At 40.9% G+C, this 12,372-nt stretch carries 17 protein-coding genes; 3 read left to right on the top strand and 14 right to left on the bottom strand.

Going from position 1 to position 12,372, the window contains the following annotated elements; all coding sequences use genetic code 11:
- The 13 genes from Selli1_RS16010 to Selli1_RS16070 form a co-directional block, all read right to left on the bottom strand.
- On the bottom strand, positions 1-411 hold the full coding sequence (locus tag Selli1_RS16010; RefSeq protein WP_281873901.1) for a peptide deformylase: 411 nt from the start codon (positions 409-411) through the stop codon (positions 1-3).
- A gap of 332 nt (positions 412-743) precedes the next feature.
- Positions 744-1,292, bottom strand: coding sequence for a Fis family transcriptional regulator (locus Selli1_RS16015; RefSeq protein WP_281873903.1), 549 nt, complete (start codon positions 1,290-1,292; stop codon positions 744-746).
- A 10-nt stretch (positions 1,293-1,302) separates the two neighbouring features.
- On the bottom strand, positions 1,303-1,743 hold the full coding sequence (locus tag Selli1_RS16020) for a DUF4869 domain-containing protein (RefSeq protein WP_087251907.1): 441 nt from the start codon (positions 1,741-1,743) through the stop codon (positions 1,303-1,305).
- Positions 1,744-1,853: 110 nt separating this feature from the next.
- Positions 1,854-2,066 (bottom strand): hypothetical protein, encoded by a 213-nt coding sequence (locus Selli1_RS16025; protein WP_207728387.1) that lies wholly within the window; start codon positions 2,064-2,066, stop codon positions 1,854-1,856.
- Between the two features lie 137 nt (positions 2,067-2,203).
- Positions 2,204-2,815 carry a type I restriction enzyme HsdR N-terminal domain-containing protein gene (locus Selli1_RS16030; protein WP_162610107.1) on the bottom strand — a complete coding sequence of 204 codons (612 nt, stop codon included), beginning with the start codon at positions 2,813-2,815 and terminating at the stop codon, positions 2,204-2,206.
- Between the two features lie 74 nt (positions 2,816-2,889).
- A complete protein-coding gene (locus Selli1_RS16035) occupies positions 2,890-3,858 on the bottom strand; it encodes an ORF6N domain-containing protein (protein WP_281873908.1) in 969 nt (322 codons plus the stop codon).
- Positions 3,859-4,471: 613 nt separating this feature from the next.
- Positions 4,472-4,777, bottom strand: coding sequence for a hypothetical protein (locus Selli1_RS16040; RefSeq protein ID WP_002304425.1), 306 nt, complete (start codon positions 4,775-4,777; stop codon positions 4,472-4,474).
- 85 nt (positions 4,778-4,862) lie between these two features.
- A complete protein-coding gene (locus Selli1_RS16045) occupies positions 4,863-6,236 on the bottom strand; it encodes a site-specific integrase (RefSeq protein WP_002304423.1) in 1,374 nt (457 codons plus the stop codon).
- A gap of 4 nt (positions 6,237-6,240) precedes the next feature.
- The gene (locus tag Selli1_RS16050; RefSeq protein ID WP_002304420.1) at positions 6,241-6,864 is read right to left on the bottom strand and encodes a helix-turn-helix domain-containing protein; all 624 of its coding nucleotides are present in this window, start codon (positions 6,862-6,864) and stop codon (positions 6,241-6,243) included.
- A gap of 117 nt (positions 6,865-6,981) precedes the next feature.
- Entirely contained in the window at positions 6,982-7,218 is a 237-nt protein-coding gene (locus Selli1_RS16055) for a helix-turn-helix domain-containing protein (protein ID WP_002304418.1), read from the bottom strand.
- A gap of 6 nt (positions 7,219-7,224) precedes the next feature.
- Positions 7,225-7,632, bottom strand: coding sequence for a type II toxin-antitoxin system PemK/MazF family toxin (locus Selli1_RS16060; protein ID WP_002578938.1), 408 nt, complete (start codon positions 7,630-7,632; stop codon positions 7,225-7,227).
- Positions 7,633-8,146: 514 nt separating this feature from the next.
- Positions 8,147-8,452: a type II toxin-antitoxin system RelB family anti-toxin gene (locus tag Selli1_RS16065; RefSeq protein WP_002304413.1), complete on the bottom strand. Its 306-nt coding sequence runs from the start codon at positions 8,450-8,452 to the stop codon at positions 8,147-8,149.
- A 262-nt stretch (positions 8,453-8,714) separates the two neighbouring features.
- Positions 8,715-9,278, bottom strand: coding sequence for a hypothetical protein (locus Selli1_RS16070; RefSeq protein ID WP_002304412.1), 564 nt, complete (start codon positions 9,276-9,278; stop codon positions 8,715-8,717).
- 286 nt (positions 9,279-9,564) lie between these two features.
- On the opposite strand from Selli1_RS16070, the gene Selli1_RS16075 reads away from it, so the two are divergent.
- Entirely contained in the window at positions 9,565-10,014 is a 450-nt protein-coding gene (locus Selli1_RS16075; protein WP_002304411.1) for a helix-turn-helix domain-containing protein, read from the top strand.
- Between the two features lie 51 nt (positions 10,015-10,065).
- On the top strand, positions 10,066-10,620 hold the full coding sequence (locus Selli1_RS16080; protein ID WP_002304410.1) for an ImmA/IrrE family metallo-endopeptidase: 555 nt from the start codon (positions 10,066-10,068) through the stop codon (positions 10,618-10,620).
- 162 nt (positions 10,621-10,782) lie between these two features.
- On the opposite strand, the gene Selli1_RS16085 is transcribed toward Selli1_RS16080, so the two are convergent.
- Positions 10,783-11,160, bottom strand: coding sequence for a helix-turn-helix domain-containing protein (locus Selli1_RS16085; protein ID WP_002578940.1), 378 nt, complete (start codon positions 11,158-11,160; stop codon positions 10,783-10,785).
- Between the two features lie 382 nt (positions 11,161-11,542).
- Between Selli1_RS16085 and Selli1_RS16090 the strand changes: the two genes are divergently transcribed.
- On the top strand, positions 11,543-12,175 hold the full coding sequence (locus Selli1_RS16090) for an N-terminal phage integrase SAM-like domain-containing protein (RefSeq protein ID WP_235844072.1): 633 nt from the start codon (positions 11,543-11,545) through the stop codon (positions 12,173-12,175).
- Positions 12,176-12,372: the final 197 nt, after the last annotated feature.

Consider the following 12,372-nt stretch of genomic DNA (forward strand, 5'->3'; position numbering starts at 1 on the left):
TCAGATCAGAATTCCTTCCAGATGATCGAGTTCATGCTGGCAGATCTGAGCCTGCCAGCCGCTCAGCTTCTGCCGCTGCTTTGTCCAGTTCATATCATAATATTCCACCTCAATGTTCTGATAACGGGTGGTTTTCCGGACACCGGGAAGGGAAAGACATCCCTCTTCTGTCTCGTACGGCGTGTCCTTTCTGATCATGGCCGGGTTAAACATGACAACGTCAAACATCCCCATATTCACAATAATCACCCGTTTTCTGACTCCGATCATATTGGCCGCCATGCCGACACACGCCTCCCGGTTAGCCGCTAATGTATCCTGCAGATCTCTCCCGACCTGCAAATCTTCCCTTGAAGCAGGCTCAGACTTCTGCCCAAGGAAGAAAATATCTTTCATAATTGTTTTTACCATTTGTATCCATCCTGTCTATGCAATAATTTTCAGCTGAATCTATGATATCATAAATTTCTTTCAAATACATGAAAGAAGCTGAAACTCCTTATTGTTTAAAGAATTTTCCGCTTCTTTCATTACATTTTATATCATTCTAATCCTTGGTTCGTTCTGTCAAAACACTTGTAAAAAATCTTTCCCAGCTGAAATATTCTCTGCTGTCAAGGTAGTTCTCCGGATTTTCCAATATAGACTGGATGTCCTTTCCCTGTATCAGTCCCGAACTCAAAATCAGCCATTCAAAAGACTCCGGAAAATACAAATGAATATTTTTCTTTTTTAACGTATACTTATACAGACGATCCATCTCCGGACCAATAGCGGCTCCATCTGCTATCACGCATATTGGTTCCTGTCCTTCTTTCTGCAACAGTTGAAAGTTCTTGATAATCAGAATAAATCTGATACATCTGATTATACATTTTCTTTGTATCATGATATTTTCCTGAACAATGGATACCATAAATTTCTTCCACACTATATGGAAGATTATATAAATTTTCCCTTGTAATCAGTACATGATAATTATCCGAGTTCTTAACAGCTGTCGCAAATTCTTCTGTATTGATAAATGTATTTTCTTCGTCTGTAAAAAAAATCGTTCCTGATGAATTTTCCAAAATTAACTTCCAGTTTGGCCCTTCCAGAATTCTGCAGGGAACACTGCATACCACCTCAATACCGCTTGAAGCACCCAGATTTTCTGACTGTCTCAACATGTTAATCAGTGTTGTTTTTCCAGTAGCACTATCGCCCCGGATAACGGTAATATTTCTTTTTATTTCAAATTCATAGTGAAGCCGGTTATTTTTTACAACGATCTTATATTTTCCTCTCATCACTCTTCACCTACACATATCTACCAGCGATTTCCACAAACTGCCCCATATCATGAACAATTTCTCCCGTATTGAGAATTTTGATTTCAAATTTTTCATTTCCAAAATCCATAATATGACGAAGATTAATCGTCAGGTCTTTTTCTTCGCCTATTTTCAAAATCCATTTTGCGCAGTTGTCTCCGCAGGCAGAAGCATTAAATATTTTACCCGACTGGTCAAATGCCATCAGGATAAGCGTTTTTACTCCACCCGAAATCTCTTTTACAGAAATAGGACCCAGTACAGGACTTTCTATTAAATGCGGTCCGATAACTTCCGATTTATCTACGTCCTTTATCATTTCCATGGATAATTTATCTGTAATCCACTCATCTTCATACTGATTGTCAAAGTATACAGGCGGATAGTAAATTGCCTGATCCATTTCTCCCAGATATATGCTCAGCATAACAGCCCTCCAAAACAGCAGATATTTTTCTTACAATCCGATTATCATAATTATAAGCAAATTTGCCGGAACTGTCTATCTGCAAATCTTCTCCCTATTGCTAACGTATCTTATTCCCTTTGCACATCTTTTCCATTTTTCATCTTTCTAAACGCTTCAAGAATCAGAACGGAGCTTATCACGTGTTCAAAGAAATCAATAAATTCCTCAGAAGTAACATATAGTAACCTGTCAGTTCGAAATTCTCCCAAATGTATCCGCCCGTTCTTTTCGTCCACTAACGAAGGCATTTTCTTTCTTACATACTCAAGCACTTCCTGCACTTTTGCCCTGCCTTTGCGGCCGACATTAATTTTCCCGCTGTGGTTTATAAAGCAACGCACTCCTTCTTTGGTATGACATAGTTCCATATTTGTATCTAATATTAATTGCAGCGCATGATGGCATCTATTCCCATCGTCTACTGCTGCGGCCAGTATCGTTTTTTCTTCAGATGCTCCCTGGTCTGTCTTCCTATATAGCTGTCATAATGTCTGCGTACATATGTGATATTCTCAAGCGTCTTTAAATCCGGACGTGAAGAAAGTGTCATTGCCTGTGGTGTTTCATTACAGTTAGATCTGCACATCCGTTTGTATGAGGCAGGACATTCTGTCTCTTTATATCCGGATCTCTGATCAAACCGAAATACTCTCAGATCACTTCCGTTCGTTGCGAAAGCAAATTCTGAATTTAAAGCTTCGGCATAGCGCAACAGCTGAGCAATTACCTTCTCATCGATCGGAATATACGCTGCCTTGCACTCCACTACAGCCAGAATTGTATTTCCATCGGGCCGTAAAATCAGTATATCTGCCCGGTCTCTTCGTTCCGGATATCCGTACCGCTTCATGGAAACTTCGGTCTGTATGTTTCTTAAAGGGATATGCAGTTTCCATCTGAAAAATTTGACCGTTGTCTGCCGTTTGATTTTTTCCGGTGTTTTTAAGATGTACTTTTTCCTGCATTTATCATAAAAATACTTCTTCCCGTCAAATGTATATTCTCTGTGAAATGAGAGAAGTTTTTGCATAAAAATTCCCCTTTCAAAAAATAAAAAGCAGGAACTGTTTCGCATTTTCAGCTAATAATTCCTGCTTTTGAAACTCATTCCTCCGTTTCCAGTTCTAACCTCTGCAATATATCCCTGATGATCCCTGCATCTTGAATAAGGTTAATCCCAAAACACTTTTTTCCTGCATCCTTTAATGATGCTCCCACATGATAAGCTGTACCTCTATCAAGAATTAAAAAGCGATCATGGAACACCTTTGTGTATTTCACTTCCAGAGTTGGATACTGTGCATTGAAATTCTCCACATCTGTTTTGGTAAGTCTTGTCCGTTTTTGAGTGTAGATTGTAACAGACACGTTTTCATTTTTCTTGGAGAGTAAATTTAATGTTCCCACATCCACATATCCATCTATCAGTGTAATTTCTTTTTCTGCCTTTTGTATCAGACTGACAATCAAACTGAATGCATCATAAATCTGACCATCAAAAAACACTTTCTGGCCAGCTTCCTCATGCCCGGATATGTACTCAAATATCTGCTCTAATTTCTCATCAGTCTGTTTCTGGTATTCCAGCTGTTTTAGTTCTATGTTGCTGATACGTTCAAAAAGCAAAGCGTTATTGGCTATAAAACGCCTCATCTCTACAAATGCATTCATAATATTGATACTAACTTGAATAGCAACATCGCTTCTTAAAACAGCCGATAACATTGCGATTCCCTGTTCAGTAAAAACATAAGGTAAATATCTTCTGCCACCTTTTTTGTTACCATTAGCATCCTCCTCTTTTGAGGTCACAATTTGTGATCTCAAAGCCTCATACTCGTCTTTACTAATTTGAAACCTAAAACTATCCGGAAAGCGTGCTATATTTCTTTTTACAGCCTGATTAAAAACTCTTGTTTCCACCTGATACAACATGGCTAAATCGCTATCCAGCATAACCTGCTTATTGCGTATAACATAAATCATGCTCTTAATATTATAGTGTGCCACTTCACTGCTTGGTTCTTGAGCTTTTTCATCAATAACTACCAATTCTTTTTCTGTTTTGCTCATAGCTATACCTGCCTCTCGAATTTCAACGAATCAATTCAGCACACCAACGATCTCTTTCCCTATAAAGCAATTATACCATGTTGCAGGCTTTTTGCCTCCCTAAATCTACAAAGGACAAAGTAAAAAGCAGGAGATTATTTCGCCTTTTCGGCTGATAATTCCTGCTTTTAAAACCCGTTCCCGAGGTGATTCGAACACCCGACCTACCGCTTAGGAGTAGACCCGATACGACATCGGGAAGTGGCATCTAATGCTTAAAAATGCTTGGAAATACAAGGTTTTTCAGCATTTCAAATCCCATCTGATACTACGCTGTGATAGCTAATTCAGAGGGATTTTACACCGTCCGATTGGCTCGAAATTAGCAAGTCTTTCGATTTTTGGTGGACGTTGCAAGTGCAAGTAAATGTCACTATGTAACTTCTCGTGATGCGAAATGATAGGAAATCCTATTCATTCTCGTGTGAGGGTGCGGGTGTCCTTAGACACAGATTTCAGTCTGTTTTATATATCATTTCAAAATGAATTTTTCAACCAGAATTATTAAGAATTTCAAAGGTTTTTCAGACTCAATGATTCTATGTAATTTAGACCCGCCGAAGCAGGTCTTTTTTTATTTCAGCATAATCTCTCTATCCTCAGCGCCGAGCATATAAGCACCCTTGGCAAAAGCATCCCTTGCAAGAAGCTCTGCTACATCAACCCTATCGAACAGCATCCATATTTCTTTCTCTTTCGGAGTCAGTTCATGGCTATGGTCAAACAAATGCTCAAGTCCCAATCCTTCAAGCAATGCCGACTTTGCTGCTTTGTATTCCTCAGCTCTGCCAACATATTCGTCGTTCCTTTCCTTGGAAAATGCCTCGATATTGTCAGCTCTCAGATGCTCGTAATACTCGTCCATAAAGATTCTATCCATACTCGTTGACCTCCATAACAAAAAAATAAGGGCAGACCCTTTTACAGCTATTGTAGCTATGTAAAAGGATCTGCCCTTGCAGTTACTATAATGTTTTTGCCAGCGACTTCAGGAGTGCTGCCATTTCCGGATTTTGCAGAAGCTTCAGAAGAAGTTCTTTATCATCAGCGGAGCTTTCCGTTGCGGCTGGTTGAACCGGCTCAGGCGTTGCCTGTCTGCCTGAGTAGAACGCAGCTTCCATTCTTTCAGCGTTCAGTCTGCGGTCATCGTCGATGATATGGGAGTAAACATCCGCTACCATCTTGACCTGTGCATGACCGGAATCGCCTTGAACGGATTTCATATCGCCGCCGTTCAGCTTCAGCTTGTAAGTGATACTGGAATGTCGGAGACTATGGAAAACCACTTTCGGCAGTCCCTTCTCCTCAATCAGCTTATTGAAAGCACGGTTGATAACCTGCCCCTCAATCGGCTTGCCATTGGAAGAACAGAAAACCAGATTGAAGTCTACGAACTCGTCACCGAAAAGGTCTTTCAGTTCTTCGATGTCAGCCTTTCGCTGTACCAACATTTCCGCTACGGTTTTCGGTAAGAACACCTTGCGGACACTTGTTTTGGTCTTAGGAGTTTTGAGAACCAATGCGGTATGCGTACTGGCGAAGGTCGGTGGGAACTTGAACATGATGTCCTTACCGTCCAGATCTGCCATCGCTTCACGATTTACTCTCTGCAACTCCTTTTCAACGAAGATGCTTGCCTGACCAAGTTCAATACTGGTGGGGGAAATGTCAATACAGTCCCAGGTAAGCCCCAGAAGCTCGCCCATTCGCAGGGAACAGGAGAAGGCAAGGTTAATAGCCAGACGAAGAATATCATCGTCACAGGCTTCCAGAGCCTTCTGGAGCACTTCTGCTGTCCAGATATCCCTGGTCTTGTGTTCTTCTTTCGGCAGCGTAGCGTGCTCCACAGGGTTTCTGGTCATCAATTCCCACTTGACCGCTTGATTGAAAGCATTTCGCAATGTCTTGTGAACCTCTCGGACAGTATGCGGAGTCAGATATTCTGTACGGGCTTTTACATACTTAGAAGAAACCGCTTTGACAGAAAGCAAATCTCGGTAATACTTGTCCATGATTCTCGGCGTGACATCCTCCAGCTTCATATCACCGATGAGGGGACGAATATAGTTTGCAATCAGGCTCTTTCTGCTTTCATAGGTAGACATCGCCCAGGTGTTCACACCATAGATTGACATATACTCATCCAAAAGATCATTGACGGTTTTAGCAGAAGGGGGAATAAAGGTTCCGGACTCCTGCTCATATTCAACCTGCAACTTCCTTTTCTTTGCTTCGGCATTCGTTTCAAAGGTTTCCCACTTCTGACGCTTGTTGCCGTTCTCATCGGTGTATGTATAAACCACAGAATACTTCTTTTTTCTCTTAACGATAGATGCCATGTAATCAGCTCCTTTCCTGTCTATCTTCCGCTAACTGGTAGCGGGTCTGATTGTGATACCATTTTTCAAAGCTCTCTTTGGTAGCTCGCTTATACCTGCCAACCTTGATAAGCTCAAAATCTTCATTGGCAACGATATAGTAAATGGTCTGACGATGTACCCCAAGCATTCTTGCCATTTCCGGCAGACCGTAGGTGGATGCCATAATATCTGCATCCAGTTCCTGATCCTCTACCGTGCGGTAATCGGTTTGAGAAGCATACCATCTTTCAAAGCTCTCCTTTGTCACTCTGCGCTTGCCCAGGACATCGACCACATCAAAATGCCCTTTGGCAACCAGTTCGTAAGCAGTCGCTTCTTTCAGCCCAAGGCGCTGTCCAAGCTCCTCCATTGAATATGTAGTTTTCTTCAATTCCTCGCCGGGAGGGGTTCCATCGACCTTCTGGTATTTGAACTGATTGGCATACCATTCTTCAAAGCTGTCGATCATCACCCTCATGGTGTTGCCGACAAGAATGGTTTTGAAGTAATTCTTCTTAATGAGCCAGTATGACTCCGTTTTACCAAGACCGAGCATCCTGCCCATTTCCAGAACAGACATACTCGTGCGTTTTCTCATTTCCGCCATCGTACAACCTCCTATGTAAAAAATGTAGCCATGTGTTTCTTGTCATGGCTACATTTTATCGAACTCTCAATATGTTTTGAAGTTTGTCGCCGGGTTGTACGACGCCCTTGACAAATCTTACATTTGATGATCCAACCACTCATCAAAACTCTTTTTGGAGATTCTGATACTGCCACCGATGCGGACGCTATGGAAAACTTTCTTTTTCACAAGGTTGTATGCGCTGGTTCTGCTGATGCCCAGAATATCCTGAATCTCATCAACCGTATAGGTTCTCTTATCAAACTGAACTGCGTTAGCAGCCATCGCTTCTTCGGTGCGCTGATTCATGGCAGCGATTCTTTCTTCAAACATTTATGTTCACTCCTTCGCTCTCTTTGCTTTATGTTTTGGGGAACGCTTTTTCAGCTGTTCCATTGCCAGGCTGACAGATAAGGCTTTCTCAATCGCTACCATTTCACGGGGCGTTACCTTACCTAAGTAATTATCAATCCTGCTTTTATCAATGGTACGAATCTGTTCCAGCTGAACAACGGACGCTTCTTTGAATGCAGGATTGTCGTAAATAACAAAGTGCGTCGGCATATTCGCTTTCTTATGGATTCTGGTGGTGACCGTTGCCACAATCAATGTGGGAGCGTGTTTATTACCGGTATCGTTCTGAATGACGATAACCGGACGGATGCCGCCTTGTTCCGACCCAACTACCGGGTCCAGCTTGGCGCAATAAATATCACCACGGCAATATACCCAATTTTCTTTCATCATGTGCCATGACCTCCTTTCGTTGGCTATGTAATAACTGACTGCCAGAAAGGAATCAGGCAGTCAGTCCAAAAGTCTATGTGTCCCATATTTGCCACGCACCCCTGGGAAAGAGGGCTTACGCCCTCAGGGAATCACCGAACGACTGATTGCGAATCAGTTCCATAGGAATCTAACCTCTGCCGGGTTCTCCGCCAGCTCCGTAGAGAAGTATCTTTAATCCTGTTGCTTTCATGGCCGTATTGGGAGCAACCCAATATTTACAAGCCAGTATTGATCGCTGGCATCGGGAGAGAGACAAGCGCTTAATTTATAGAAGAAAGTCGTTCTGTTTCTCTATCCGATACGTCTCGGCGTACCGCTGATGTGGCTGATGCTCTCGCACCGGCAACAGGAACGTATTCGATGACTGTGTATTCAGTTTTCAAGGATCAAGCAGCCGATTTTCTTTGGCTGTATCTAAATTGTACCTGTTCCTCATGCAAGTTTTTATTGCCTCGTAGGTATAGTTTTGAGGTTATTCACGACCTAAAAATATGTAATCAAGGGTTGTCTCAAAGCGCACAACCAGTTCGATTGCCAAATCAATAGAGATACCTCTGTTGCCGGTTTCAATTCGTGCAATGGTGTTTGCGGCAACACCTAACTGCTCCGCAAGCTGTTCCTGTGTAAGCCCATGTTCCTTTCTCAAGGCTTTAATTCTTTTTCCGCTTTCAACCAAGTCGTAATACATTTTCGTTCCTCCGTGTTTTTGAATTTGTGAAGTTGCAAAATCAAAAACAGCGGGAGGAGATCGTGCCCGATTCTCAATACCCTTTGCCATCTGCCTGTCCTCCTTGCAGGCATAAAAAAAGAGCCGGAGTAAATTACTCCAAGCTCTCGTTCATGCCTTTGTGTTAATTATGGGGGAAAATAGGCAGGTATAAAAAAAGCCCCGTACCCATTACAGGCACGAGGCGTAACTCTCTCTATTCAATTTTATGCCGCTATCTCCCAGCATAGCCATTTTAACACTGGACAAGTCGGACTTTCAGTAGGGGAACCGTCGTATTTTCATCGGATTTTAGTCGGACTAAAATCCTGTCTTAGCATTCACAATAACACAATGCTTCTTCCTCCCGGGCACTTTCCAGGAAATCTTTCAATTTAGGAATGGCTGTTCCCCAAAGTGACAGACCAAATAACAGTATCGCTTCTTTCTTTCGGTCATAGTAGGTGCTGCGTTCCATATTCAAAACCTCCAGCATTTCTGATTCCCTGTACTTGAAGCGGTTGAGATATGCCTTTGAGATAATCTCACAGTACAGAGCGCCTTTATCTGGATATTCTCTGATTTTCAACATAGCCATATCTACCAGTTCAATGATCCACTTTGTCTCAAATAAGCTGCGAATGCGTTCTTCAAATCGTTCTCTCGCTTCATCCGGAGCAAAGTTCTCCAGATAAATCAATGCACCATCTAAGCTGTCACCGTAAGTACAAATAAGGGTATCACATACATCATTCGCACGATCAATGGTAGACCAGCACACCTCTCGATATATGGATAAAATCAGCTTTGCTCTTTCATACAGAACCTTCTCGTCAATGTTCTGCATCCGGCAAAGCATTCGAATACTGCTTAATACCTGTGTATTATATCTGCTCATTCAGAATCTCCTTTCAGCCTAATCCATAAAATAAGAATTCCTTTCTAACTCCTGTCACTTGGCTAAAGGGAAACAAATACCATGGGACAAGAATGACTATAACTTCCGATATTTGATTAAAATAACAGAAGTGAAATCGGAAGTTCTTGACTTTATAAAAGTTCCGATATATAATTAAGTGGAATTAAAACTTCTGTTATGATTCTTATTATAGCATTTTCCAGAAGTTTGTCAACAAATAATCGGAAGTTACGAATAAATATTTTTTGAAAGGAAGGATACTACCATGACATTTGGAGAAAAAATTAAAGAAGCTCGTTTGGCTATGAACCTATCTCAAACGGAGCTTGCCCAGATGACCGGCATTTCCGAAAGATCCCTTTACACCTATGAGCAGCTCGGAACACTCCCCAGAAAAAGCAACATCAGAAAACTTGCTGAAGCACTGCATATCTCTGTGTCCTATCTTTTGGACGAATCTGAAACGGATAGCCAGAGCCATATAGATCAGGATATGTTTATTTTAGAGGCAAAGGAAAACTTCGGTTCAAAAGGAGCAAAAGAAGCTCAGGAAGTGTTGGGTCGTGTAAATTCTCTGTTTGCCGGTGGAGAATTGGACGAGGACGCAAAAGATGTATTCTTCCAGGCGATTATGTCAGTTTATATGGACTCTAAGAAAACAGCACGGGAAAAGTACACTCCGAAGAAATACAGAAAGCATAAAGATAAAGAGTAAAATCCTCAAGCACAGAATATGTTTTCTGTGTGCGATTCGGAGGTGAAGCAAATGAAAACGGCAGAGCATATCATTGAAACTGTCGATAAGCTTGTGCGAAAATATCACACCAGAGACCCTTACGAGCTATGTCAGCTGTTAGGTATCAAAATCCACTATTACGATTTACAGAAGAAATTGAAGGGCTTCTTCTATTACCAGTCCAGACAAAAGAATATCGTGATAGATCACAATGTGAACGGTATCCTGGAGCGTATATTAGTCGCACATGAATTAGGACACGCTGTCCTGCATACAAAAATCGCTATGATGCACGGCTTTCAAGAAATGGAAGTTTTTGATGATAGATCAATCGAAGAAAATGAAGCAAACTTCTTTGCGGCGGAGCTTCTGTTAGAAGATGGGAAAGTCCTGGAATGCCTTTCGGAACACACATTTTTTGAAACGGCTAAAATGCTCTATGTACCGGCAGCATTATTAGACTACAAATTCAGCCTGCTCCACGAAAAAGGAGAGCTGGTAAATTCGATGTATATTCGTAAAGCAGATTTCCTGAAAGAAGATCTTCATGCCTACGATAACGACATTGGTTATGGCGATATATGAATATCTATTTTTATATCTTTACAGAAAAAGTCCACCAGTACGATGCGTAGTGCATCATGACTGGTGGACTTTTTGCTTCTTAAAGAATCAGTATATTGTGCTGCAAAAAAGAACCCCATAGCAGTTCACTCTGTACCGTCAATGGGCTTCTTTTTCATTATATCAATCAAGCTCCGCTTTTTTTATCATCTCTTGCTGGTCAATCAAGACATCAATCAACTTTCCTACGGTTATCAATGTTGTTACATTACACTTTTTCAGTTTTGCAGCAATCTCATTATCAATGATGCTGTCGCATTTTGCATATGGGGTATCCAGTAAAAAATAGTCAAAGTTCTTTTCCAAGACGAATGCCAGTTTTAGAAGCATTGCCAAAGAAACTTTCGTCTGTCCAACTTCAACATGGCTCATATGATTGTTCGAGCAACCAACCAACGCACCCAAATCAGCCTGACTATAACCCTTTTCCAGTCGGGCAGCTCTAATGCGCTGACCAATCTTAACGTAATCAATTTCCGGTTGCGTTTCAATCACCTCCATGCTGTGTATGATTCTGCTATACATTATAAAATGTACCAAAAATCTCAACAACCAACATCGGGTGCAAGTTGCATTTATAAATGCAATATGATAAAATTTTATAGGCAGATTGCATTAAATGATAGAATGAAAAGAACCCCAAGACGACAATATGAGCTATCTTGAGGTTCTTTAAAATAAAAAATTCGTAGAGTACATTACTCCACGAATCGCATTCTTCTCTGTTTTTTTTAGTTTATATCTTTATTTTACAAATTGTCGCACTGTTTGTCAATATGTTAGGGACATAAAACACGAGGTTTTGCACAAAAATCCATCTTAGAAAGTTCCAAAGTCACAATTTGCCGTCAGAATTATAGTCATATTGAAGGAGGTGTACCTTATGGCACGAAAAGGAGAAAATATTTACAAAAGGAAAGACGGCAGATGGGAAGGAAGATACATTAAGTCCCGATCTTCTACAGGCAAAGCCAATTACGGTTATGTTTATGCAAAGTCATATCGAGAAGTCAAGGCAAAACTTATCAGTCAAAGTTCGTGCACGAGTAATTCTGTCACTGTCGATCCAGAAATTAGCTCAGATCAATTTGAACAGGTTGCTATGGAATGGTTTCAAGCTATATGTCCTAAAGTGAAGGAATCTACAAGCAACAAATATAGGAATCTTCTCAGCTCGTATATACTTCCTGTGTTCGGAAGCAAACAATTGCGTGATATAACACACGAGTTTATTGAAACGCAGTGTAATTTTTTCCTTGTTTCTGGTGGATTAAAGGAGAATGGACTTTCCTCTAAAACTGTTTCAGATATTTTATCTCTAATTCGAAATGTCTTACAATTTGCCACCCGAAACGGGAAAGCCATTTCTTGTGACGCACGATCTATACAGATAAAACGTCAAACGAAGGAAATGAGAGTTTTGAGTCGTGCTGAACAGGAAAAATTATGCCAATACTTGTATTCTAATCTTGATTCCTGCAATATTGGTATATTAGTAGATGCTAAAAATTTGTAATTAAGAAGGAGTGATTACATGAACAAAAATATAAAATATTCTCAAAACTTTTTAACGAGTGAAAAAGTACTGGTGTGGTATAAAAAAAGTTGACAGCTTATTCTCAAGGATTTCATAATAAAACCAAGAGAATAAGGAGGCATTCAAAGTGGCACGTAAATATGACCATGAATACAAAGTACAGGCAGTAAAACTTG

The organism is Sellimonas catena (assembly GCF_027924685.1).
GTDB classification, from domain to species: domain Bacteria; phylum Bacillota; class Clostridia; order Lachnospirales; family Lachnospiraceae; genus Sellimonas; species Sellimonas catena.

Excerpts from the sequence above, each read along its gene's own strand:
- Selli1_RS16075 (WP_002304411.1), top strand. The coding sequence starts at position 9,565 with ATGACATTTGGAGAAAAAATTAAAGAAGCTCGTTTGGCTATGAACCTA.
- Selli1_RS16015 (WP_281873903.1), bottom strand. The coding sequence starts at position 1,292 with ATGAGAGGAAAATATAAGATCGTTGTAAAAAATAACCGGCTTCACTAT.
- Selli1_RS16090 (WP_235844072.1), top strand. The coding sequence starts at position 11,543 with ATGGCACGAAAAGGAGAAAATATTTACAAAAGGAAAGACGGCAGATGG.
- Selli1_RS16040 (WP_002304425.1), bottom strand. The coding sequence starts at position 4,777 with ATGGATAGAATCTTTATGGACGAGTATTACGAGCATCTGAGAGCTGAC.
- Selli1_RS16060 (WP_002578938.1), bottom strand. The coding sequence starts at position 7,632 with ATGATGAAAGAAAATTGGGTATATTGCCGTGGTGATATTTATTGCGCC.
- Selli1_RS16070 (WP_002304412.1), bottom strand. The coding sequence starts at position 9,278 with ATGAGCAGATATAATACACAGGTATTAAGCAGTATTCGAATGCTTTGC.
- Selli1_RS16065 (WP_002304413.1), bottom strand. The coding sequence starts at position 8,452 with ATGGCAAAGGGTATTGAGAATCGGGCACGATCTCCTCCCGCTGTTTTT.
- Selli1_RS16055 (WP_002304418.1), bottom strand. The coding sequence starts at position 7,218 with ATGTTTGAAGAAAGAATCGCTGCCATGAATCAGCGCACCGAAGAAGCG.
- Selli1_RS16020 (WP_087251907.1), bottom strand. The coding sequence starts at position 1,743 with ATGCTGAGCATATATCTGGGAGAAATGGATCAGGCAATTTACTATCCG.
- Selli1_RS16080 (WP_002304410.1), top strand. The coding sequence starts at position 10,066 with ATGAAAACGGCAGAGCATATCATTGAAACTGTCGATAAGCTTGTGCGA.
- Selli1_RS16030 (WP_162610107.1), bottom strand. The coding sequence starts at position 2,815 with ATGCAAAAACTTCTCTCATTTCACAGAGAATATACATTTGACGGGAAG.
- Selli1_RS16085 (WP_002578940.1), bottom strand. The coding sequence starts at position 11,160 with ATGGAGGTGATTGAAACGCAACCGGAAATTGATTACGTTAAGATTGGT.
- Selli1_RS16035 (WP_281873908.1), bottom strand. The coding sequence starts at position 3,858 with ATGAGCAAAACAGAAAAAGAATTGGTAGTTATTGATGAAAAAGCTCAA.
- Selli1_RS16045 (WP_002304423.1), bottom strand. The coding sequence starts at position 6,236 with ATGGCATCTATCGTTAAGAGAAAAAAGAAGTATTCTGTGGTTTATACA.
- Selli1_RS16010 (WP_281873901.1), bottom strand. The coding sequence starts at position 411 with ATGGTAAAAACAATTATGAAAGATATTTTCTTCCTTGGGCAGAAGTCT.
- Selli1_RS16050 (WP_002304420.1), bottom strand. The coding sequence starts at position 6,864 with ATGGCGGAAATGAGAAAACGCACGAGTATGTCTGTTCTGGAAATGGGC.